At 35.6% G+C, this 23539-nt stretch carries 25 protein-coding genes and 1 rRNA gene; 20 read left to right on the top strand and 6 right to left on the bottom strand.

The window, feature by feature from the left end:
* From rrf to NYQ66_RS04535, 4 genes are all read left to right on the top strand, one after another.
* A 5S ribosomal RNA gene (gene rrf, locus NYQ66_RS04550) occupies nucleotides 1–93 on the top strand; the annotation flags it as partial.
* A gap of 287 nt (nucleotides 94–380) precedes the next feature.
* Entirely contained in the window at nucleotides 381–1298 is a 918-nt protein-coding gene (locus NYQ66_RS04545; RefSeq protein WP_259867325.1) for an ABC transporter substrate-binding protein, read from the top strand.
* A gap of 20 nt (nucleotides 1299–1318) precedes the next feature.
* A complete protein-coding gene (locus NYQ66_RS04540) occupies nucleotides 1319–2038 on the top strand; it encodes an ABC transporter ATP-binding protein (protein WP_259867323.1) in 720 nt (239 codons plus the stop codon).
* Nucleotides 2035–2802 carry an ABC transporter permease gene (locus NYQ66_RS04535; RefSeq protein WP_259867321.1) on the top strand — a complete coding sequence of 256 codons (768 nt, stop codon included), beginning with the start codon at nucleotides 2035–2037 and terminating at the stop codon, nucleotides 2800–2802. Before NYQ66_RS04540 ends, NYQ66_RS04535 begins: the two co-directional genes overlap by 4 nt.
* Nucleotides 2803–2837: 35 nt before the next feature.
* On the opposite strand, the gene NYQ66_RS04530 is transcribed toward NYQ66_RS04535, so the two are convergent.
* The gene (locus NYQ66_RS04530) at nucleotides 2838–4100 is read right to left on the bottom strand and encodes a BaiN/RdsA family NAD(P)/FAD-dependent oxidoreductase (RefSeq protein WP_259867319.1); all 1263 of its coding nucleotides are present in this window, start codon (nucleotides 4098–4100) and stop codon (nucleotides 2838–2840) included.
* Nucleotides 4101–4359: 259 nt separating this feature from the next.
* Here NYQ66_RS04530 and NYQ66_RS04525 point away from each other — a divergent pair, with 259 nt between their 5' ends.
* On the top strand, nucleotides 4360–5994 hold the full coding sequence (locus NYQ66_RS04525; protein ID WP_259867316.1) for a putative polysaccharide biosynthesis protein: 1635 nt from the start codon (nucleotides 4360–4362) through the stop codon (nucleotides 5992–5994).
* A 13-nt stretch (nucleotides 5995–6007) separates the two neighbouring features.
* Nucleotides 6008–6727, top strand: a complete 720-nt coding sequence (locus NYQ66_RS04520; protein ID WP_259867314.1) for a pseudouridine synthase — start codon at nucleotides 6008–6010, stop codon at nucleotides 6725–6727.
* 53 nt (nucleotides 6728–6780) lie between these two features.
* Here NYQ66_RS04520 and NYQ66_RS04515 read toward each other — a convergent pair whose 3' ends face one another.
* The gene (locus NYQ66_RS04515; RefSeq protein ID WP_259867312.1) at nucleotides 6781–6999 is read right to left on the bottom strand and encodes a DeoR family transcriptional regulator; all 219 of its coding nucleotides are present in this window, start codon (nucleotides 6997–6999) and stop codon (nucleotides 6781–6783) included.
* Between the two features lie 153 nt (nucleotides 7000–7152).
* Here NYQ66_RS04515 and NYQ66_RS04510 point away from each other — a divergent pair, with 153 nt between their 5' ends.
* The 4 genes from NYQ66_RS04510 to NYQ66_RS04495 all read left to right on the top strand — a co-directional run bounded on the left by NYQ66_RS04510 (nucleotide 7153) and on the right by NYQ66_RS04495 (nucleotide 10736).
* Complete coding sequence (locus tag NYQ66_RS04510) at nucleotides 7153–8169, top strand: potassium channel family protein (RefSeq protein ID WP_259867310.1); 1017 nt, start codon at nucleotides 7153–7155, stop codon at nucleotides 8167–8169.
* 66 nt (nucleotides 8170–8235) lie between these two features.
* Nucleotides 8236–8805, top strand: coding sequence for an RNA 2',3'-cyclic phosphodiesterase (thpR, locus tag NYQ66_RS04505; RefSeq protein ID WP_259867307.1), 570 nt, complete (start codon nucleotides 8236–8238; stop codon nucleotides 8803–8805).
* A 9-nt stretch (nucleotides 8806–8814) separates the two neighbouring features.
* On the top strand, nucleotides 8815–9720 hold the full coding sequence (locus NYQ66_RS04500) for an NERD domain-containing protein (RefSeq protein WP_259867305.1): 906 nt from the start codon (nucleotides 8815–8817) through the stop codon (nucleotides 9718–9720).
* Nucleotides 9721–9935: 215 nt separating this feature from the next.
* Nucleotides 9936–10736, top strand: coding sequence for a phosphotransferase (locus NYQ66_RS04495; RefSeq protein WP_407652044.1), 801 nt, complete (start codon nucleotides 9936–9938; stop codon nucleotides 10734–10736).
* Here NYQ66_RS04495 and NYQ66_RS04490 read toward each other — a convergent pair.
* Nucleotides 10726–11010 carry a YtzH-like family protein gene (locus NYQ66_RS04490; protein ID WP_259867303.1) on the bottom strand — a complete coding sequence of 95 codons (285 nt, stop codon included), beginning with the start codon at nucleotides 11008–11010 and terminating at the stop codon, nucleotides 10726–10728. The genes NYQ66_RS04495 and NYQ66_RS04490 overlap by 11 nt on opposite strands.
* A gap of 188 nt (nucleotides 11011–11198) precedes the next feature.
* Between NYQ66_RS04490 and trmB the strand changes: the two genes are divergently transcribed.
* On the top strand, nucleotides 11199–11840 hold the full coding sequence (trmB, locus tag NYQ66_RS04485) for a tRNA (guanosine(46)-N7)-methyltransferase TrmB (protein WP_259867300.1): 642 nt from the start codon (nucleotides 11199–11201) through the stop codon (nucleotides 11838–11840).
* A gap of 35 nt (nucleotides 11841–11875) precedes the next feature.
* On the opposite strand, the gene NYQ66_RS04480 is transcribed toward trmB, so the two are convergent.
* The gene (locus NYQ66_RS04480; RefSeq protein WP_259867298.1) at nucleotides 11876–12199 is read right to left on the bottom strand and encodes a PepSY domain-containing protein; all 324 of its coding nucleotides are present in this window, start codon (nucleotides 12197–12199) and stop codon (nucleotides 11876–11878) included.
* A 151-nt stretch (nucleotides 12200–12350) separates the two neighbouring features.
* Here NYQ66_RS04480 and NYQ66_RS04475 point away from each other — a divergent pair, with 151 nt between their 5' ends.
* Both NYQ66_RS04475 and NYQ66_RS04470 read left to right on the top strand, forming a co-directional pair.
* A complete protein-coding gene (locus NYQ66_RS04475; protein ID WP_259867296.1) occupies nucleotides 12351–13418 on the top strand; it encodes a M42 family metallopeptidase in 1068 nt (355 codons plus the stop codon).
* Nucleotides 13419–14021: 603 nt separating this feature from the next.
* Nucleotides 14022–14528, top strand: a complete 507-nt coding sequence (locus NYQ66_RS04470; protein ID WP_259867294.1) for a DUF84 family protein — start codon at nucleotides 14022–14024, stop codon at nucleotides 14526–14528.
* A 153-nt stretch (nucleotides 14529–14681) separates the two neighbouring features.
* On the opposite strand, the gene NYQ66_RS04465 is transcribed toward NYQ66_RS04470, so the two are convergent.
* Both NYQ66_RS04465 and NYQ66_RS04460 read right to left on the bottom strand, forming a co-directional pair.
* Complete coding sequence (locus tag NYQ66_RS04465; RefSeq protein ID WP_259867292.1) at nucleotides 14682–15038, bottom strand: hypothetical protein; 357 nt, start codon at nucleotides 15036–15038, stop codon at nucleotides 14682–14684.
* Nucleotides 15039–15415: 377 nt separating this feature from the next.
* Nucleotides 15416–15856: a YtoQ family protein gene (locus NYQ66_RS04460; protein ID WP_259867290.1), complete on the bottom strand. Its 441-nt coding sequence runs from the start codon at nucleotides 15854–15856 to the stop codon at nucleotides 15416–15418.
* A gap of 187 nt (nucleotides 15857–16043) precedes the next feature.
* Here NYQ66_RS04460 and NYQ66_RS04455 point away from each other — a divergent pair, with 187 nt between their 5' ends.
* The 7 genes from NYQ66_RS04455 (at nucleotide 16044) to NYQ66_RS04425 (ending at nucleotide 23427) form a co-directional block, all read left to right on the top strand.
* Nucleotides 16044–16565: a hypothetical protein gene (locus NYQ66_RS04455; protein ID WP_259867288.1), complete on the top strand. Its 522-nt coding sequence runs from the start codon at nucleotides 16044–16046 to the stop codon at nucleotides 16563–16565.
* 180 nt (nucleotides 16566–16745) lie between these two features.
* Nucleotides 16746–17783 carry a PTS transporter subunit IIC gene (locus tag NYQ66_RS04450; protein WP_259867286.1) on the top strand — a complete coding sequence of 346 codons (1038 nt, stop codon included), beginning with the start codon at nucleotides 16746–16748 and terminating at the stop codon, nucleotides 17781–17783.
* A gap of 30 nt (nucleotides 17784–17813) precedes the next feature.
* Nucleotides 17814–18134, top strand: coding sequence for a thioredoxin family protein (locus NYQ66_RS04445; RefSeq protein WP_259867283.1), 321 nt, complete (start codon nucleotides 17814–17816; stop codon nucleotides 18132–18134).
* Nucleotides 18135–18257: 123 nt separating this feature from the next.
* Nucleotides 18258–19085 (top strand): DUF1444 domain-containing protein, encoded by an 828-nt coding sequence (locus NYQ66_RS04440; protein WP_259867280.1) that lies wholly within the window; start codon nucleotides 18258–18260, stop codon nucleotides 19083–19085.
* A 3-nt stretch (nucleotides 19086–19088) separates the two neighbouring features.
* The gene (gene ytpR / locus NYQ66_RS04435; RefSeq protein WP_259867278.1) at nucleotides 19089–19694 is read left to right on the top strand and encodes a YtpR family tRNA-binding protein; all 606 of its coding nucleotides are present in this window, start codon (nucleotides 19089–19091) and stop codon (nucleotides 19692–19694) included.
* Between the two features lie 271 nt (nucleotides 19695–19965).
* Nucleotides 19966–22191, top strand: a complete 2226-nt coding sequence (locus NYQ66_RS04430; RefSeq protein ID WP_259867276.1) for a DNA translocase FtsK — start codon at nucleotides 19966–19968, stop codon at nucleotides 22189–22191.
* 129 nt (nucleotides 22192–22320) lie between these two features.
* Nucleotides 22321–23427, top strand: coding sequence for a nicotinate phosphoribosyltransferase (locus tag NYQ66_RS04425; protein ID WP_259867275.1), 1107 nt, complete (start codon nucleotides 22321–22323; stop codon nucleotides 23425–23427).
* The last annotated feature ends 112 nt before the right edge of the window (nucleotides 23428–23539 follow it).

Below are 23539 nucleotides of genomic sequence, written 5' to 3'. Positions count from 1 at the left end.
CACACCTGTTCCCATGCCGAACACAGCAGTTAAGCTCTTCAGCGCCGATGGTAGTTGGGGCATTGCCCCTGTGAGAGTAGGACGTCGCTAGGCAACAAAAAACCCACTTAAAAGTGTAAACTTTTAAGTGGGTTTTTTTGTATGTTATGAAAGTGAATTTTTTGCTAAGAAGTAACGCTAAAAAAATGGATGTTCGTGATTTATTTTAACTTGTGAAGTATGTAACTCTACTTTTAACCTATCAAGAAGTTAACCAGGGAATTTGAGTCACAAAATCTCCTTAGTTTGTTCAATAATTCACATTGATGCAACTAATACTTAGGGGTAAAATTAACTTTGTAGATTAAATATATAGAAAAGATAAAAAGGGGAGACCACCGATGAAAAAATGTGGAAAGCTATTCCTATTATTACTACTAGTTATTGTAGCTTCAGCATGTAACACAGAAACATTAGGAAAAGAAACAAAAGAATTGGAACTAAAGATAGGCCTAATGCCAGCAGTGGATGCAGCACCAATATTGTTAGCAAAAGAAAAAGGATATTTTGATGAATTAGGGCTTCAATTGGAAGCAACGATTTATACAAACGCAAATAATAGACAAAGCGCTCTTCAAACGGGTGAGCTAGACGGTACCATGACAGACTTAATTGCTTTTATTAACAATCATCATAATGGGTTTAAAACAAAAATTGTTAATAGTACAGATGGAAGTTTTGCTTTTCTTATAAATAATCATTTTAACGAAAATGGACAAAAAAAAGTCGGATTAATGGAAGTAAGTGTAGCAAATTACTTAACGGATTACTATATTGCACCTATGTACGATATAGAAAAGGTTTTTATACCAGACATTCCTACAAGATTAGAAATGATTAATAATGGAAAATTAGATATCGCCTTTATACCAGAGCCAGTAGCATCTATGGGTCAATTAAATGGTTTAGAAAAATTAGTCACGTTAACGGATGATGATGGATATATGCCAGAGGCAATGGTATTTAGAGAGGATGCAATTAATAAAAAAAGTGAAGCAATTGCATTATTTATAGAAGGATATAATAGAGCAGTAGAAGACATCAAGGCAGATGAGTCTTTAGCAAGAGATATATTAATAAAAGAGATTGAGCTTAATTCAGAAATTAATCAGCTAATCGACTTACCAGAATATAAAAAAGCAAGAGTGCCAAGTGAATCATATTTGAACAAAGTGATCGATTGGGTTGAAGATGTTCAAGGTATTGAAGTAGATTTTAAATACAATGATATGGTAGATAACCGTTTTACACAGTCATGATTACATTAAAAAGGTTAGAAATGGGCTACGGGAAAGTCAATGTGCTTAAAGACTTAAACTTGGACATTAAGGAACAATCAACCTGCGCGATCATTGGACCTTCTGGTTGTGGAAAATCGACACTCTTATATGGAATTGCTGGAATTATGCAACCATCAAGTGGTCAACTGTTGATTCATGATCAACCTGTGAAAGAGAATAGAAAGGAAACGGGTGTTATTCTTCAACACTACGGGTTATTACCATGGAAAACAGTATGGAAAAATGCTGCTTTAGGATTAAAACTAAGGGGTGTACCCAAACAAGTAATAGAAGAAAAAGTTTCTGATGTATTAAGGAAACTTCATATCTATGAATTAAGAGATAAATATCCAGTTCAGTTAAGTGGTGGTCAACGACAACGCGTAGCAGTTGCACGTGTATTGGCAATTGAACCTGATTTGTTGTTAATGGACGAACCATTTTCATCACTGGATGCAATAGCACGTGAGTCATTGCAAGATCTCTTACTGAATATTTTCAACAACAGTAAATTAACGATTGTATTTGTAACACATAACATTGAAGAAGCAGTTTTTTTAGGTCAAAAAATTGTGATTATGGATCAGGGAAGTAAAAATATAAGTCATGTCTTAAAGAATGATCTTTTTGGAGATCAAACGCTAAGAAATAAACCTGATTTTTATCGATTGTGTACAGATGTGCGTCATTCTTTACAAGAAAAGACGACGAGCCTATGAGCATACAAACTTTTATTTATAAATATAAAACCTTGTATGGTAGCCTAATTATATTGCTTACCTGGTACTTACTTTATTGGTTTATCAATAGCCCAATCATTCCCAGTCCATTTGTAACAATAATTGAATTTTTTTCGTTATTAACGGATGATTTATTACTACATATACTAGTAAGCTTATACCGGATTATCCTTGCAGTGGTTATTTCTTTAGTCCTTGGCATATCAGTAGGATTATTTTTGGGCATAAATGATAAATATGATGCTTGGATATCTCCAATGATCTATTTGCTGTATCCTGTGCCAAAGATTGCATTCTTGCCCGTATTAATGATTTTGTTTGGTTTAGGTGATACGTCAAAAGTAATGTTGGTTACTATTATTATTTTCTTTCAAATTCTAGTCACTACTAGGGATAGTGTTAAAGGGTTAAGTAGGGAATTGTTTTTCTCCATTAAATCATTAGGAGCAAACAAACTACAAGTTTACCAACACTTGATCATACCAGCTGTTTTGCCAAAGCTACTAACAGCACTGCGCATAAGTATCGGGACGAGTATAGCAGTATTATTTTTTGCAGAGAATTTTGCGACAACTCACGGTATTGGATATTTCATTATGGATAGTTGGACAAGAGTAGATTATGTTCAAATGTTTGCTGGTATTATTGCAATTAGCTTATTGGGATTAATCTTGTTTAAAAGTATTGATATAATGGAAAATAGACTCTGTAAATGGATTCGGTTAGAAAAAATCAACGAATAGCACAAAGAGGATGGAGCAAAATACTCCATCCTCTTTTACTTAGCTAATGACTCCCATGCTGCATTCATACCGGCTACACGACCTGTTACCATTGCAGATGTAATATTATATCCGCCAGTATAACCATGAATATCTAAAATTTCACCACAGAAGTATAAGCCGTGCATGATTTTTGATTGCATCGTATTCGGAACGATTTCTTTTGTCGAAACGCCGCCACCCGTTACAAATGCCTTTTCAATTGGTTGACTTCCATAGACATCAAACTGAAATGCCTTGAAATCATGGAGCAAATGTCGAATCTTTTCCCGGGAAATATTTGCGTTTTTCTCATCGCCAACAATTTCATTTTTCTCGAGTAAAAAATCTAAATATCTTTCAGGTACAATGCCTTTAAGGCTATTCTTTACATTTTTCTTTGGATTATTGTCAATAAGTTGCATGTATTCTTCATACATTTGATGTTCGTTTTGTTCAGGTAAAGCATCGATTTCCATCGTCACTTTTTTATTTCCCTTCATCAACTCTTTCACTACATATTGGGAACAACGAAGAACTGCAGGTCCTGATATACCAAAATGGGTGAATAGCATGTCCATTTGATGCGTTATAATTTTTTTGCTTTTATTATTTAAAACAGATAAAGCTATGTTTCTTAGCGCGAGTCCTTGTAGTTTTTTTTCTTGAATAAAAGAAGCATTGGATAGAAGTGGGACTTCAGTTGGATATAAATCAGTGATAGTGTGACCAGCCTTTTTCGCCCATGCATATCCATCACCTGTGCTACCTGTATGTGGGACAGCTTTGCCACCAACTGCAATTATAACAGCGCCGGTCTCAATCTTTTTTTGTGACTTTAAGATAATCGTATGCTGATGATCACCAAAGTGAATTGCCTCCACGGGTGTGTCAGTCTTGACCGTAATGTTTAGGTCATCTAGACGTTTAAGCAGTGCATTTACCACTGTCTTGGCAGAATTACTGACAGGGAACATTCTGCCATGGTCTTCTTCTTTTAATTCGACGCCAAGTCCTTCAAAAAAGTCAATAATATCATAGTTATCAAAAACGGAGAATGCACTATGTAGAAAGCGTCCATTTCCAGGAATATGTTTAATCACTTCTTCTTTAGGTAGTCTATTTGTAACATTACAACGACCTCCACCTGAGATCGCTAGTTTTTTTCCAAGTTTGTTTCCTTTATCAATCAAAAGGGTTGATGCACCATTTTCAGCTGCTGCTATTGCAGCCATTAAGCCTGAAGGTCCACCCCCAATAACGGTTACTTGATAATCCAAGGTGTTCATCCTCTCAAAAACGAAATAAATGTCTGATACTATCTATCGCTTTCTTATTGTACTTATTATTATTAGTTAGTTCAATCAATATTACCACAGATGGATTGTTCGTTATAGGAAGGGATTTTGAATATCATTCTCTTCATAAATAAGTGGGTGTAGAAAGTTGAATTTTTTTAGGGAATAATTTTCTGTTTTGTAAGATCAATTATGATAAAATAGAAACATTGACTATAATATATGGATTCAGGGTGAATGTATGGCAACATCAACAATTTTACGTGGTACGATGTTATTAACAGCGGCAACGTTCTTATCAAAATTATTAGGAATGCTTTATGTTATTCCTTTCAATCATTTAGTAGGTGAAACGGGAGGAGCATTATTTTACTACGCTTATAATCCTTACAATATCTTATTAAGTATATCGACAATAGGAGTACCTTTAGCTGTTTCTAAGTTTGTTTCAAAATATAATTCATTAGGTGACTATGAAACAGGTAGAAGGATGTTTAAATCAGGAATGTTGATTATGCTCATTACTGGTTTTGTTGCGTTTCTACTTCTATATCTTTCAGCAGATCTAATGGCAAAGTTGATTTTAGCTCGGGCAGATAATCCTAAAGGGAATTCGGCAGAAGATATTGCTATGGTTATCCGGATGGTTAGCTTTGCATTGATCATCGTTCCAGCTATGAGTATCGTAAGAGGTTTCTTTCAAGGGTATCAGTCGATGGGTCCCACTGCAATATCGCAAGTTGTTGAGCAAATTGTAAGAATTATTTTCTTACTTTCAGCAGCATTTGTAATTGTGAATGTTTTTAATGGGTCGATTTCTACTGCAGTAGGATATGCTACTTTTGCAGCATTTGTCGGAGCTGTTGCGTCATGTATTGTATTATTTCTCTACTGGAGAAGACGAAAAACATATTTAGATCGACAACTACAACAACAAACGCATACACATGACATCCCAACAAGAGACTTATTTAAAGAATTGTTTCAGTATGCTGGACCATTTGTACTAGTAGGTATTGCAACACCTTTATATCAACAGGTAGATGTCTTTACCTTTAACAACGCTATGGACGCAATTGGTCTTAAGGATATCTCAGAGTTTGCATTAGGAAGTGTGAATTTCTATAGCCATAAGCTAGTAATTATTCCAGTAACTATTGCAACTGGCTTATCTTTGGCAATGTTACCTGCGATAACAAAATCATTTACTGAAGGTAAAAAGAGTCAAATGTTCTATCAAATGAACCAATCGTTTCAAATTGTGATGCTTTTTGTACTTCCAGCCGTAGTTGGGCTTAGCTTGCTTTCAAATGAAGCTTATGGTGCTTTGTTTGATTTAAACCGTATAGATCTTACAAGTAATTTGTTAGCTTGGTATGCACCTGTAGGATTATTTTATGGTTTATTTGCTGTAAGTTCTTCTGTGCTACAAGGAATCAATCAACAAAAGTTTGCAGTTGTAAGCTTGTCAGCAGGTCTATTAATTAAAATAATACTTAATGTTCCACTCATTCATTTATTTGAAGCAAAAGGAGCAATTTTTGGAACATTTCTAGCAGTTTTTACAGCGGTTTTATTAAATATCTGGCGTATAATAGTTTCTGTTGAATTTCCAATGCGTGAATTAATAAAAAGAACAATGTTAATAGTAATATTTACAACGATTATGGCTATTTCAGTTTTGCTTACCAAGTGGGGGCTGAGTCCATTTCTCTTTTATCGAGACGGTCAAATGGAAGCATTGGTTGTACTGATAATTAGTATTACAGTTGGAGCAGGGATCTACCTATGGCTAAGTTATTCATCCACTTTATTAGAGAGAGTGTTAGGAAGTCGAGTAAGAGTATTAGATAAATTTCTTCGAAGAACAAGATAGTTAGGAGTCCTATATGAGAATTGATAAATTACTCGCCAATATGGGTTTTGGCAGTAGAAAAGAAGTAAAAACATTACTAAAAAACGGGGCAGTGCAGAAAAATGGAGACATTATAAAAAGTAATAGTCTTCATGTTGACCCTGAACAAGATGTAGTAACCGTTCATGGTGAACGCGTGGAATATAAAGAATTCGTGTATCTAATGATGAACAAACCACCTGGCTACGTCTCGGCAACAGAAGATACAAGAGATTCGACGGTAATCGATTTATTAGAGCCAGAGGATATCATTTTTGATCCTTTTCCTGTGGGAAGGTTAGACAAAGATACAGAAGGCTTACTGTTAATCACAAACGACGGTAAATTAGCTCATCAGTTGTTATCACCTAAAAAAAATGTAGGGAAAACGTATTACGCTAAAATTGATGGTCGTGTAACAGAAGAGGATGTGGTACGATTTAAAGAGGGAGTCACACTCGATGATGGGTATGTGACAAAACCGGCAGAACTCTCCATCTTAACAAGAGGGGACTTTTCTGAAATAGAGTTAACGATTACGGAGGGAAAGTTCCACCAAGTAAAAAGAATGTTCGAAGCGGTGGGGAAAAAAGTAACGTACCTAAAACGATTATCAATGGGAACTTTAGATCTAGACCCTAGTCTGGAATTAGGGGAATATCGTGAATTAACAGAAGATGAATACCATTACTTACTTTCTATTACGAATAAGTAAAGTCAAAAAAAGAGGCTGACTTATTGTCAGCCTTTCATTCTATACATACTCATTTACGATATTTTAACCTTCTTTTTAGTGATTTTCCATTGCCCACGAATTGGACTCAAAACTAAACCATTGTGTTCTAAGACGTTTAAGTCTCGTTGAACGGTTCGGTCTGTAATTCCAAACTCTTCTGCTATCTCAACTGTGCTTACTGGTCCATTTTCTCTAATATACAGATAGACAGCTTTGACTCTTGTTAGCATGCGGGTTGTAGATTGATTCAAAAAACCACTCCTTAATGTTCTTCATTAGACATAAGTGATCGCGAATCTAGAAGTTATTCTAATTTTACACTTTTTTGTTGCAAAACGCTAGATGTACGATCTGATTTTACAGATAATTCATGTAATTCATTTTATTATAGAGGGGGGATAAGTATGTACTTCTTTAGAAAAATTTTCAAAAAAGTAGTTAAAATCCAAAATAGTGTTATTTTTATAACAAGTATCTTATTAGTTGCTTTCGCTTCCTATTTGGTTGTAGAAGTGGAAAGTGAGACCTTTCCAACTTATTTTGATGGCTTTTGGTGGGTAATGACTACGGTAACGACCGTTGGATATGGAGATTATTATCCAATATCGTTTGCGGGAAGAATTATCGCCCTTTTTCTGTACATATTTGGAATTGGGTTGATTGGGGTCGTTATTGGAAAGGTTGTCGATGGTTTAGCAAGCTTTCGTAAAAAAAGGGAGGAAGGTGATATTGTGTATAAGGAAAAGGGGCATTACATCATCATCGGATGGTCACAAAAAGCAGAATTTGCTATTAAAGAAATGTTAGATACGAATAAAGAGATAGAGATTGTCATTATTGATCATTTGGACAAGGCTCCCATGTTAGGGGGGAATATCCACTATATTCGTGGTCATGCTTCTGAACGTGAAACATTACTAAAAGCAAATATTAAAGAGGCAGAAGCAGTACTCGTTTTTGCAGATGATAAAATAAATGATGACCAGTTAGCGGATGGGAAAACATTGTTACTTGCTTCAGCAATCGAGTCGATAGCACCTGATGTACATACGATTGTGGAAGTTATGGAAGAAAACCATATACAAAACTTTGAATATATGAAAGTAGATGAATTTATCATATCGAATGAGACGATTTCTTCCCTATTTGTTCGCTCTGCTTTCCGTAAAGGAATTTCAAATGTTTATAGCCAGCTATTAAGTCGGTCTCATGGCGATGATTTGTATCACATCCCATTGTCTTCTAATTGGAAAACATATGGAGATGCTTTTCATGACCTACTTGAACAAGGAGCTACACTTGTTTCGGATAGAAGTAACTTAAGTATTAACCGAATGCTACATGTCGAAATTGCAAGTGATGCAGAGTTATATGCTATTTGTGATAAAGAGACATACCAAAAGATCATGACAAAAGCGTAATATAATTAGCTTTCTATGTAAAAAGTATAGGAAGATATTATTACGATTTTATTTGGAGGACTTGCTATGTCACAGGATCCACACTATTTTATTGCAGTTCCATTACCAGAAGACGTGAAGCAATGGCTAAAGGAACTACAAGGGAAAATAAAGACGCAAGAGGAGCTTCATTACCATTCATGGACACATGTCGAGGATTTTCATATCACGTTAAAGTTTTTAGGGGCTGTGTCAGATGATACATTCAACCACATGATCGAGTATTTAAAAAATATCAAGGACATGCCCCGTCTTTCTCTAACACCTAGTGTAATAGGGAGTTTTGGTAATCCTAACAAACCTCGTGTTTTGTGGATGGGAGTGCAAGAAAACCCTACTCTAAGTTCTTTATATAGTGCAGTGGAAGATAAGTGTGTGGATGCAGGGTTTAATAAAGAGACTAGACCCTACAGACCACATATTACTATAGGGAAAAAGTGGAAACATGGTAATAAAATAGATGAAGATGTGATGGCTAAATTAAACAAACTTATAAATAACCGACCATCGTTTCAGGTTGATCATTTTGTTATATATCAAATTAACCCATCACAATCACCAAAATATAAAGCGGTAAAAACGTTTAAACTGAGTTGAGGTGACGCAGTGGCTCAATTAGTAAAATTACAAGACTATATTTCTAGATATGAAAAAGACATCTATCATTATCCTTCGCAGTATATTCGACTCAAAAAAGAAAATTGGGAAAATTTATTGCAAACGTGGGAACAACAAAAAGAAGAAAGACAAATCGAGCATATGGAAGAAGTTCAGGAAAATAATTTTTATAAATGGAAACGATTCTTTCAACGGAGAGAAAATGTTGAAAGTGAGGCAGAAGAAAGTGATTCACTTTTAACGATTCCTCATTCTAAAAAAGAGTTAATCCAGTACTTTGTTGATACACTTCTTCCTTTTCAGTTTAAATGGGCATCTACAACGGTAAGTGAAATGTCTTTTTTCGACAAGGCGTATTACGATGATTTCACTTTGAAGTATTTTTTACAACGATTTCCTGATACATATTTACTTTTCTATCAGCCTGTTTTTCAGTTGAAAAATAGTCCGATGGAAGGGGACGTGATTCTTATTAGCCCTATAGGTTTAGAGATTATTAAAATTGTGGAGTTTAATTCAACTATAACCTTAGTACCTGGCGTTGATCGTGCTTGGTATAAGGAAGAGAATAATGTACAAACAAGGATATTAAACCCGTTACTTTCAATTAAAAGAACAGAGAAAATAATACGAAGCATTTTAAGTAAATATGATGTGGATTTTCCTATTGAGAAAGTAGTATTGTCTAGAACAAATGCGATTGATTTTTCATCAGAACCTTACCATACAAAATTTGTTGGTAAAGCGCAGCATGAAAAATGGTTACAAGATAAACGGTTATTGGTATCGCCTTTAAAACATAAACAATTAAAAGTTGCAGAATTAATTTTAAGGCACTGTTATACTTCATCGATTCACCGTCCTGAGTGGGAAGATGAAATCGATCTGTATTAATTTAAAGCTTTTTTACCATGCATTTTACATCTTTTTTAATTTTTGGTTTATATTGTAAGAAAAAATCGCCCACAAAAGGATAAAAAAATGCTATAATCTACATTATTCGCATTTTTATGTACGGAGTACTTGAAAAAGATAGCTTGTTTGCGTTAATCTATTAATACTGTCCTTTTAACAGGAATTAATTATTTCATAGATTTGGGGAATTGAAGGTGAAAAGTTTGGAACATATACTTGGAAAAGAATGGACGGTAACACCAGCAGGAGGATCAACCGGAGAAGCTTACTATGCCAAAAGTGAAAAGAACCGCCTTTTTTTAAAGAGGAATTCTTCTCCTTTTCTAGCTGTATTATCAGCTCAAGGTATTGTGCCAAAACTAGTTTGGACAAAGCGTTTAGAGAATGGTGACGTGGTTACTGCACAACAGTGGCTAGAAGGAAAAGAATTGTCACCTGAAGAAATGCAACACCCAGAAGTAGCCAAACTATTAAGTAAAATACATCATTCCTCAGAGTTATTAGATATGTTAATGAGGATTGGGAAAAAACCTTTAAAACCTATTGAAATATTAACTAATCTAAAGCAAACTGTACGTGTTAATGGAGCTTTCATGCAATTGGAGGTACATCAGGCAATCAAGATTTTAGAGAAGATGCTACCGATGGTTTACCACAATAAACAAGTTGTTTGCCATTGTGATATGAACCATAACAATTGGCTATTGTCCCAAAATGGTCAGTTATACCTAATTGATTGGGATAATGCATTAATTGGTGACCCAGCGATGGATATAGGAATGATCTTACAGTGGTATATACCAGAAGAGGACTGGGATTATTGGTTAACATGTTATGGAACGGAATTGGATGAACACTTAGTTGATCGCATGCATTGGTATTTAATGATTGACTCGATTAATTATTTTATTTGGCACACAAATCGTAAAGAATATAAAGAAGCCGCTCAACAGCTTCTACAATTAAAGCGGCTTATAAAACGAGTTACTCTGTAGTATAATGGATAACATCTACCCAGGTCTTTAAATTTTGTTGATTGGTGGAAATATGCTCTTCCAAGTTTTGAGCTATTTCACCTTTACGACCATAGTTATAAATCTCAGGTAGTAATTGCTGTAATTCTTGATTATTTACAGATTCATTAGAGATCAGAGATTGAACAAGTCTTTTGATTTGCTGGCATTCAGATACACTACCACAGCAATCTTCTGACTGTTCACTTAACAAATCATATAGTACATGAAGTTGATCGTTTACATTTAAAGACATAGACATCCCACCTTTGACAATATTTTTTGCTATTTTGTGTCAATTATTCAAAAAGGACTGACTTTCTTATTTGTAAATCAGTCTTTTTTATATGCAATAAAAAGGGAAGCATAGTATATGCGTTTGCAAATGGATTTAAACGCGTGCTACTGTTAAACAAATAAAGAAATGATTGAAGGAGATTTCATATGCGTGCAAGGAATAAGCCGTGGGCAGATGATTACTTAAGAGATAATAAAGACATTGTAGAATTGTCCCCATCCGATTATAAAAATAAATGGGAAGATGTTTTTAACAATAACAATCCAGTTCATCTGGAAATTGGTACAGGTAAGGGCCAGTTTATTGTTGGTATGTCTGAGCAAAATAATGATATAAACTTTATCGGGATTGAACTAGCAAAAAGTATTTTGGTTAGTGCTGTACAAAAAGTATTGGATTCTAATCAAAAAAATATACGATTAATTAATGAGGACGCAAATAATTTAACCGAGCTATTTGGGGAAAATGAAGTGGATAAGATTTATTTGAATTTTTCTGATCCATGGCCAAAGGCGAGGCATGCAAAACGTAGACTAACTTATAAATCATTTTTAGACCAATACCGCCATATTTTAAAAGATGATGGTGAACTTGTTCTTAAGACGGACAACCGAGGATTATTTGAATATTCGCTTGTTAGCTTTTCTCAATATGGTTTGATCTTAGACGAAGTTTTGCTTGATTTACATGAGGTTAATGACCCGACTAACGTGATGACAGAATATGAAGAAAAATTCTCTAATAAAGGTCAAAACATCTATCGCTGTAAGGCGCGTTTTCCTAAATAAAAAATGAACGGAGCTATTGTAGCTCCGTTCATTTTTTAACTAGAAGCTTCTGTTGCTGCAACATCAATGATTGTACCAGTAGCAGCGTCAACATAAAATTCATATTGTGTATTAACGCCATCTACCGTTCTTGTAACACCACCACGGTAAACACTGTAATCCAACCCGTTTTTCACTAATTGTTCGGGTTTCATATATATCCACGATCCACTAACTGGACCCTGTTGCTTGAATGCTTCTTTTGCGATTTTTAATGCTTTTTCAGGAGAAACATGTTGTCGTCTAGTAATTTGATCACTAATTATGTAGCCAGCTAAAGCACCAACTCCAGCAGCAATCGTGATTTTTTTCCAATCCATTCGCACTTCACCTCAAGGTTAAAATTTTTAATTTAGTATTAGTATACCTGATTTTAGAAAAAATAGAAAACATCAACACATCTAAAAAGTGGAAACAATATCTATGTTTCGTTACAATTACATTATGTCAGTTAACATGGAGGTCATACATATGAATCAAGATACTTTGGAATTATTTCGTACTTTAACTGAATTACCAGGTGCTCCTGGCAATGAGCATTTTGTTAGAAAGTTTATGAAACAGGAGTTATCTAAATACGCAGATGACATTATTCAAGATAACCTTGGTGGCGTTTTTGGTGTGAAAAAGGGTACAGGACCGAAAGTTATGGTTGCTGGTCACATGGACGAAGTTGGTTTTATGGTTACCCAAGTAACTAAGAATGGGATGATTCGCTTTCAAACACTAGGTGGATGGTGGTCACAAGTATTACTTGCCCAACGTGTTCAAATCATTACAGACAACGGTCCTATAGTTGGGGTAATTGGTTCGATTCCACCTCATAATTTAACACCTGAACAACGTAACAAACCAATGGATATAAAAAATATGATGATTGATATTGGTGCAGACGATGAAGAAGATGTTAAACGAATTGGTGTAAAACCTGGACAACAAATTGTACCGATTACGCCATTTACGCCAATGGCGAATGAGAAAAAGCTTTTAGCAAAAGCTTGGGATAACCGCTATGGCTGTGGACTTTCCATTGAGCTATTAAAAGAACTGCAAGGTGTAGAATTACCAAATGAATTATACTCTGGTGCGACAGTACAAGAAGAAGTGGGTTTACGTGGCGCCCAAGTTGCAGCTAATATGATTAAACCAGATATATTTTACGCTTTAGATGCTTCACCTGCAAATGACATGTCTGGTGATGATAAAGAGTTTGGACAACTAGGTAAAGGTGCTTTATTACGTATCTTTGATCGTTCTATGATTACACACAAAGGAATGCGTGAATTTATTTTAGACACGGCTGAATCAAATGATATTCCTTATCAGTATTTCATTTCTCAAGGTGGAACAGATGCAGGACGTGTGCATCTAAGTAATGAGGGTGTACCTTCTGCAGTTGTTGGGATTTGCTCACGTTATATTCATACACATGCTTCTATCGTTCATGTCGATGATTATGCAGCTGCAAAAGAGTTAATTGTTAAACTTGTAAAAGCAACAGACCAAAATACGCTTGAACAAATTAGAAAAAACGTATAACTTCAGAGGAGGGACTAACGAGATTAAGCATCATTCGTTAGTCCTTCTTACGTTTGTACCAAAGCTAAAAAATAATAATATTTTTATAAACTTTGTTTGAACCTTTATTTCATATTTTCTATAGAGTGCGTCGTAACACAAGATGATGAGAGAATACAACGCAAGCAGTCATGAGTTCCCTTATATTCCTGTTTCTAACCAATTTTGAATCTGAGCGGTCATACAGTACGCTATATTAATAAAATGACATTGAAATCAATGCAATTAGGGTAAATAACGGATCTCATGACCGCCAAGATTTCCTTAGATTTTTGAGCGGTTATGAGAGACCTTATTTTCCTATTTTAGGCGATTTTAAAATCTAAGCGGCTATACAGTACGCTATTTCAGCAAAATGCACACGTAATTAATGAAATAAGGGCAAATAAGGGATCTGGTAGCCGCTAAAATAATATAAACGAAGATTTCGGACAAATAACGGATCTCATAGCCGCCAAAATCGAACATAGATGGCGGGTGAGTTAGTTACTGCGCATTTTACATCTACTCCGTATATCCAAAAACAATATAATTAATAAAACGAAGCAAAAGGAATGAAAAAAAATGATTATATATATCGGTTCAAAAAACCCGACAAAGATTAAGGCAGTAGAAAATATATTCTCTGAATTTGAAGTCAAAGCAGTTGAAGCAGCATCCAATGTATCACCTCAACCATTTACCGATCAAGAAACGCTCATAGGTGCTGTTAACCGTGCAAAAGAGTGTGCCGCTAAAGCAGAAGGTGTAATTGGGATTGGCTTAGAAGGTGGAGTCATGAAGTTAGGTGAAAAGATGCTTTTATGTAACTGGGGAGCGCTTGTCGATGAAACAGGTGAAGTGTATGTAGCAAGTGGTGCTCGAATCCCTCTACCACGTGAGATCACAGAACAACTAGAAGCGGGAAAAGAGCTAGGAGAAGTGATGGATCTTTTTACTAAGAAAACAAATGTTAGGAAACATGAAGGCGCAATTGGAATTTTTACAAAGGGATATGTTGGTAGAGAAGCGATGTTTACCCATGTGATGGAATTACTAAGAGGACAATATGAATTTAATAAAAAAGTGTAACCAATTATATCACAAAAAACTTGATCAATAGCTAACGGGTTCAGTTTTGAGATAGTTTAACCAGGTTTAGCATTATAAACAGCAAACAAAATGCTCAGAAAAAATTCTGAGCATTTTTTCATACTATTTGATTGTTCTTATTAAAACAAAGACCTAATCTTTTAAAGAAGGCGTCATCGCAGGATCAGCACCGTACCATGTTTGATGATCATTTTCCTGTGTATATGGTTCTATCCAGATAACACCGAAGTGAAATATTTGATCTTCTGTATATAAATTTGTTTTACATTCAATTCCATTGCTCAAATAATTACCTGTATAGTCGTAACCATCTTCCACCTCCATACCAAAACTCGCCTCTATACCTATTGTAAGTTTGATACGGCCCTTGTAGAATGCAATCGCTTCTAGCCTTTCACCGCTTTCAATATCTCCCTTTACATCAATCGATGGTAGGCAACATTGAATTTTCTGGTTTTTAGATCCTTTGCTAAATTTATATTGAATCATATATCTCCCATCAACATTTATGCATCTTTTGTCTAAAGGAACTCTTATTGCCTTGAATTGTATTTCTTCATTATCATAAACAACTTAATAGGACCAATAGGAGTTAGTAACATTAATATCCCACTTTCTATCGATTTGAATTAGTATTCTCATGTTTGTAAACTCTAGAGCTCTAGTTGAACATACCTTTTTTGTTTCACCTATGTAAATTTTAACATGAAATTCCAAACAAACATTTCAGGAAAAGGAATACCTCATTATTTGCAAGACGTAAAAATAGGAGTACAAAACGCTGCGCGAATTGTACTCCTATTTAATGTGTTATTTCTTGTTCTTTGTAGTACTGAGCCCGTTGGTTAAGCACAAGTTTTTTTGCATTATTTATAGATATACTCCATTACTTCTAATGCCTGATCAATCGTCTCCACGGTTACATTTGCTTTATTGGATAGTTCTTTTAATGGGTGGATTAGTGACTCAGGTCTCACGATTATAGTAGGTTTTTTTAGTGTAATTGCTGTGGAAGCATCCATTGCTGTATTCCATTGCTTATACTTCTCACCAAATAGAGCAATGACGACATCTGCTTTTTGCAATAACACTTCCGTACGAAAGTTGTTTATTGCTGATGCAGCATCATCACGATAGACATTTCCTGGCTGTTCACCTAGCACCTTTTCTCCAATTGCATCAGATAAATCGTGGTCTTCTTGTGGGCCAACAAATTCAATGGGTAAATTCTTTGCTTTTGCCTTTTCTTTTAAATGATTGCGCCAATCATCATGTATTTGTCCCGCTAAGTACACTGTTAAGTTCATATAGTCCCCTCCAATTGATTTTCTAATTACTATTTACCCATTATCTGTATTATATATGCCTGATTTTGGAGAATCCAATTGTTGAATTCAATCAAACCTTGTCAAATTTTTAATTCATAGTATTATAGAAAGGGGAGAAATGTATTAAGGGGGAATAAAGGACTAGATTTAACAGGAGGCTCCGAAAATGAAAATAACAAAATGGCATTTTGCCATCATTTTTGCAATCTTAGTTTTCCTCATGAGTGGTTGTAGTGAAACAGAGGAAGAAGTTTTGAAGGAAGCACAAGACATTGCGAGTGCTAAGTTTGAAGAAGAAAGTTTGGAATCCAACCAAGATGTAGAACATTTCTCACTTTTCTTACCAGAAGGCTTTACTATTGTAGAAGAAACAATGAATAATCTCTTACTCGAAAAAGAGGATAAGACTTATATCTTATTTTATAATCCACTTGAAGAGAAGACGAGTAGACTTAATTATGAAGCTGCGAATGCAATGGGGAATTTCACCTTACTGGAATCATTTGAGACAGATGATCGATTTGGCTATATAAGTGTTACCACATCTGGAGATGAAGAGGCTTCGTATGAGTTGCAAATTGGTGTAGGTGGTGCAAAAATCACTACAATGACCACACTCGACGACTTAGTGGAAGATACAGAAACTTTAATGCAAATGGCTAACTCGATTGCTTACACACAACAATAATTGAAACTTAATATAAAACTTGGTATCAACCAAGCGCATAAATCAAACACACGTAATTTTTATTGTATTTATTACGTGTGTTTTCATCTGAGATAAATTAAGCTTAATATTAGCTATACATACTAAGAATTGAACATTGCTCCACACTAATAGAAGGTTACTTTCACAAGGAGGATCAATATGAACTTTTTAGCAAAAAAAGGTGTGACACTGTCACCGAAAGAATACTTTATTACTGCATTAAGTTATATGGCGCTTGGACTTTTTTCTTCTCTTATTATTGGTTTAATTATTAAAACAGCAGGTGAACAATTAGCAAAGTTATTTGGCGAACTTGCATTATTTGATTGGTTAATTGAAATGGGCGACTTCGCAATGCAACCGATTGTCGTTGGTGGCGCAATTGGAGTTGCAATAGCATACGGACTAAAAGCCCCACCACTTGTTTTGTTTTCGGTATTATTTGCGGGGGCATTTGGTTATAGCCTCGGTGGTCCAGCTGGAAGTTACGTCGCAGCATTGTTTGCAACTGAATTCGGTAAGCTTATTTATAAAGAAACAAAAGTAGATATTATTCTAACACCGTTAGTAACCATTGTTGTTGGTTTTACTGCTGGAAAACTGATTGGGCCACCGATTGATACGTTTATGACAGGATTTGGTGACGTTATTAATTGGTCGACAGAACAACAACCGTTTATTATGGGTATTATTGTTGCTGTACTGATGGGGTGGGCGTTAACTGCTCCAATTTCAAGTGCCGCAATTGCATTTATGCTTTCATTGGATGGTTTAGCCGCAGGGGCAGCAACGATTGGTTGTGCAGCTCAAATGGTTGGTTTTGCTGTCGCTAGTTATAGAGACAATGGTATGGGTGGTGTTGTTGCTCAAGGGGTCGGTACGTCTATGCTTCAAGTTGCAAATATCTTACGAAAACCTATTATTATTTTACCTCCTACTATTGCGGGAATTATTTTAGCACCAATTGCAAGTGTGTGGCTAGATATGACGAATAACGAGGCTGGTGCAGGTATGGGGACAGCAGGATTTGTTGGTCAGATTATGACATTTGAAACGATGGGCTTTACCATAGAGGTTTTCTGGATGGTATTAATCCTCCACATTATTGCACCGGCGATCATTAGTCTTGTTGTTTCTGAACTTATGAGAAAAGCAGGATGGATTAAGCTTGGAGACATGAAAATAAAGTATGAATAATATATACTTGTTATTTAGGAGTTGATACAGTTGATAAAATTAGAATCAGTCGAACAATTTCATGAACAAATAAATAGTGGTGAAAAGGTAGTATTTTTATTCTCTGCAGACTGGTGTCCCGATTGCCGAGTGATAGAGCCACTTTTGCCAGAAATAGAAGAAAAATATCATAGCCTTACGTTTATATATGTCGACCGAGATCAATATATTGATGTTTGTGCAGAAAATGATATCTTTGGCATTCCTAGTTTTTTGGCATTTTCTGGTGGCAAGGAAGCTGGTCGTTTTGTGAGTAAAGATCGTAAAACACAACAGGAGATCGAGACTTTTCTAAATGGGTTAGACATATAGGTACACTATCTTCTTCTAGTGGCAAACCAGTAGAAGAAGTATTTTTGATAAAATCGACATAAATGCTAAAATTACAATTAGTTATTTTCTTCCTAAATGGAGATTGGAAAGGAGGAAATGGATATGAAAATGACAAGCATAAAAATGAAAAAGATTTTGGAGGAACGCTTTCAAAATCCAGACTGGAGAACGTCATTTAACAGAGATAAAGATATTTTTCGCGTTGAGTGGAAAGATACAAAACAAGGGATTTCGATAACCGTACCAAATGTAGTGGCAAAATATGAACAACGAGGGGAAGCTGCTGTTGCTGATTTAGAATATCATGTAAAAGAAGCATTGAAAATCATGAATGTCGAACATGTGTTGACTGGAAAGGAAAAAAATATCTTTCCTGTGATCAGGGCTACATCTTTTCCTAAGAAAACAAAATCGGGGATGAAGCTCATCTATTCGGATCATACTGCTGAAACGCGAATCTATTATGCGTTAGATCTTGGTTCAACCTATAAATTGATTGATGAAGAGATGCTAGAAAAAGAAGGTTGGACAATGGACAGGATTAGAGAGATCTCCATCTTCAATGTGCGCTCACTAGAAACTAATCCGAAAATTGATACAGTAGCAGACAACGACTTTTATTTTGTAGGTGCCCAAGATGGGTACGACGCAAGTAGAATTCTAAACGAATCGTTGTTGGAAGAAATGAAGGCAAATAGTAAAGGGGAACTAGCTGTCGCGGTTCCACATCAGGATGTATTAATTTTTGCTGATATTCAAAATGATACGGGCTATGACATTTTAGCTCAGATGACGATGAAGTTTTTTGCAGAAGGTCGTGTTCCTATTACTTCTTTACCTTTTATATATGAGGATAAGAAATTAGAACCTATTTTTATTCTAGCAAAAAACCGTCCTACTGAGCCCAAAAATACAAAAGGGGATGAATAATACATGGATATTTTTTATAATAAAGAAGGTATTGGTGATGTATTAATTTTGCCAATTAAGCAAGGTGATCGTTATGAGACTACATATGAAACATTTGGGGATGTAGTAAAGATTACGGACAAAACAAGTGGTGAACTATTAGGGTATAACATTTTTAATGCATCTAATTATTTTGCAATCAATGACAATGGAAAAATTAGTCTAACAGATGATTTGTTAAATGAAATCAGAACTGCTTTCGAAAAAAATAACCTAGAAGATAAGCTTGATATCGATTTATCACCTAAATTTGTTGTAGGCTTTGTACAAGAGAAAATGCCTCACGAAAATGCAGATAAGTTAAGCGTGTGTAAGGTAGATGTGGGTGATGAGCTTTTACAAATCGTATGCGGAGCACCAAATGTGGATCAAGGGCAAAAAGTGGTTATTGCTAAGGTTGGTGCCATTATGCCTAGTGGAATGGAAATCAAACCTGTTCAATTAAGAGGTATAGACTCTAGTGGCATGATCTGTTCTCAAAAAGAATTAGGTCTACCTAATGCGCCAGAAGAAAAGGGAATTTATGTGCTCGATGATGCTTATGAAATAGGTCAAGCCTTTCATTTCTAATAACCATAACAGGGTACAAGCCTTTGTCACCATTTTGTGACAAGGCTTTTTTCATACAATCAGAGAGTGTACATTTTCTACTTAGAAGTCTTTCGACGCAGTGGAAATATAGTTGTACCAAGCTTAAGAAAAAGGGCCTTGGTCTTCCCTTTAGGGACTACACATTCGCTAAAAGACGAGCGAATGCGAGTTTTTCTAATTGATCTATCCATTTCATACGGAAAACTGATAAAATGAGAGTTAAACAGTGACATAGAGAGAGTGAAAAGTAATGTGGGAGCATATAAAGAAAAAAATTAAATATATGTTTGACGAAGAATCGAAGGAAATTCCTTCATCAAAAGAGAGAAGTTATTCATTGGGGGAACAAAATACAGTTCAAACACGTGTTACCTATCAATATCCTAATGATCGGAATGTTGAAATTCCAATGAAAGCCCGTGCTCCTAAAATGGAAATATCAAGACCACAACAATCGTTGCAGCGAAGGAAAAGAGAACGTTTGGAAGAGAAATCAGAACAAACATCTGATCAAAGGGAACGGGTCCCTTTTAAACCAACGGATGTACCTTCTCCAGTTTATGGCTTTAAAAACAGGCCTAGTAAAGAGTCTTTAGACATCCCAGCTTTTATCCGTAAAGAAAATGATATAAATCATAAGGTAGAAGAGCAGGATCTTTCCTTTATTTCTAAGCATGAAGAAGTAGATTATGAAGAGAATCCTCCAGTGTCTAACTACATAGATAATGAGGTAGAAACAGTGGATTTACACGAAAGAAATGATCCATTTGTTCAAGAGGACTCAATCGATGAAGAGAAATACAAACCAGTCATAGAACCAGAAATAAATGTGACGGATAACAGTATCGATGTACCAGAAGCTAAGGCTGATCAACTAAATGAACCAATAATAGATTCAGATCCTATCGTTTTGAAAGAACAGGTGAGAGAAAGTAGGCAAACTCCGTTTAATGTCATGATGACGCCCAGGGACAAAAAGCGTCACCTAACTAAATCAATGACGGAAGAAAAAGTAGTGAAAGAAGATACCATTACGACAACAAATAAAGTACACCAGGGTCCACCAATTCACTTGTTAAATGACCGAGTAGAAAAGTCAACAGAGGATAGTACATGGGTAGAAGAACAAATCCAACTACTTCAGACCACTTTAAAACATTTTCACGTACGTGCAAAAGTTGTTAATGCGATGCAAGGACCTGCAGTTACCCGATTTGAAATTCAACCAGAGCCAGGGGTTAAAGTTAGTAAAATAAAAAACCTTAGTGATGATATTAAATTAAACTTAGCTGCTAGAGATATCAGGATGGAAGCCCCGATCCCAGGTAAAAATGCAATTGGAATAGAAGTTCCGAATCCGAAACCGCAGCCAGTTGTTCTACAAGAGCTCTTTGAAACAGATTCGTTTAAAAATGATCCTTCTCCATTAAGTGTAGCCTTAGGCTTAGATATTGCTGGACGACCGATTATTACAGATTTAAAAAAGATGCCACACGGTTTAATAGCTGGGGCAACCGGATCAGGTAAAAGTGTGTGTATTAATACGATTCTAATTAGTATGTTATATAAAGCGAATCATGAGGACGTAAGATTTTTACTCATTGATCCAAAGATGGTAGAGCTTGCACCCTATAATGAACTACCACATCTGGTTTCACCAGTTATAACCGATGTGAAGGCAGCCACGTCTGCGTTGAAATGGGCTGTCAATGAAATGGAAGATCGCTATGAAAAGTTTGTTCATGAAGGTGTAAGAGATATTGACCGATACAATAATAAGATCATGTCACAGAATCGTACATCTGAAAAATTACCTTACCTCGTCATTATTATTGATGAGTTAGCGGATTTAATGATGGCGTCTCCACAAGACGTTGAAGATGCAATTTGTCGAATTGCACAAAAGGCAAGGGCGTGTGGTATTCATTTGTTACTCGCAACGCAAAGACCATCTGTGGATGTTATTACTGGATTGATAAAAGCAAATATCCCTACTCGCATTGCTTTTAGTGTATCATCGCAAGTAGACTCTAGAACGATGCTTGATAATAGTGGAGCTGAGAAGTTATTAGGAAAAGGTGATATGTTATTTGTTGAAAATGGGGCTGGAAAAGCAGTTCGAATTCAGGGTGCTTTTGTTTCGGATGAAGAGATCTCACGTGTAACTGCATTTATCAAGAAATCTTCTCCACCAAACTATTTATTTGAACAAGAGCAATTATTACGACAACTAAATATGGACGAGGAAGAAGACGAATTATATGTAGAAGCGGTTGAGTTTGTTGTACAAAACAATGGAGCAAGTACTTCTCTATTGCAAAGAAGACTAAAGATTGGGTATAACCGTGCTGCGAGGCTTATTGATACAATGGAAATGAACGGAATTATTTCGGAGCAAAAGGGTAGTAAACCAAGAGATGTGCTTATTAGTGACCAGGACCTTGAGTCGCTCTTCTCTGATAAATATCTTTCATAACCACAGATTAAAATCAAATACTAAAGATTCATTCATAATTGTTTATTAAAAGTAACAGGTTATAACTTGTTTAAGAACGGCTATTCTAATATGATAGACAAAGACTAAGAAGTTTAAGGAGCAATTGTAATGAAGGAAATTACAAAAAAGTTAAATGGTGAAATTGAAAGACTAACAAATAAGACTTTTAAATTTGATGAGCGAATTAAAGAAGGTTGGTTTTCAGCCGTTTATTTTCTTAAAACAAAAGAAATTGCAGAAAAACTAGTCCCTGACAATCAAGTGACCATGCAATTTTTTCAAAAAGATAATGCAGTTCTTTGTGGTACTGATGAAGCGATTGCCTTGCTACATACATTTGCTGATCACCCGGAACAGTTAGAAATACGTTCTTTAAAAGATGGAGATAAAATAACCCCATTTGAGACAGTGTTAACCGTTACTGGCCCTTACCAATCGTTTGGTTATTTGGAAGGAATCATTGATGGAATTCTGGCGAGAAGAACGTCAGTCGCAACAAATGTATATAATGTGGTTAAAGCCGCACGTACTTCCGGAAAGCAAAAGCCAGTCATTTTTATGGGGGATCGCGATGATCATTATACCCAACAAGCTGGTGACGGCTATGCGGCCTTTATTGGTGGTTCTACCGCTCAAGCCACGCATGCCATGAATGAATGGTGGGGGAAAAAAGGAATGGGAACGATGCCCCATGCTATGATTCAAATGTTTGAGGGAGATATCGTTGCTGCTGCACATGCTTACAAGGAAGTATATCCGGATGATGATTTAATGGTCTTAGTTGATTACAATAATGATGTTATTAACGATTCTCTTAAAGTAGCTAGAGAGTTCAGAGACCAACTAATGGGGGTTCGCCTCGATACATCGAAAAATATGGTTGATAAGTATTTTTTAAGAAATCAACACTTGATGGGAACATTTGACCCTCGAGGTGTTAATCCTCAACTGATCTTTGCCTTACGTAAGGCTTTAGATGATGAAGGATATAATCACGTTAAAATCATTGTAAGTGGTGGTTTTAATGAGGAGAAAATTCGTGTGTTTGAACAACAGAATGTCCCTGTTGATGTTTATGGTGTCGGCAGAAATCTGTTAGATATCAACATCGGTTTTACAGGTGACAATGTATTACTGAATGGAAAAGATCAAGCAAAAGAGGGAAGACGTTATCGACCGAATCCGCGTTTGAAGGTCGTTGATTACACAAAATAGGGAATAATTAGAGGGAATATAAAGATGGTTATTCACCTATTCCAATTGATTTGCTATAATATTGTAATAGTTACCAGAGTGATCCGTATTTTTGTATCTTATTCATCACTCT

Source organism: Aquibacillus koreensis, from assembly GCF_025154055.1.
GTDB lineage: Bacteria > Bacillota > Bacilli > Bacillales > Amphibacillaceae > Aquibacillus_C > Aquibacillus_C koreensis.
This window is presented reverse-complemented; position numbering and strand designations above follow the sequence as displayed.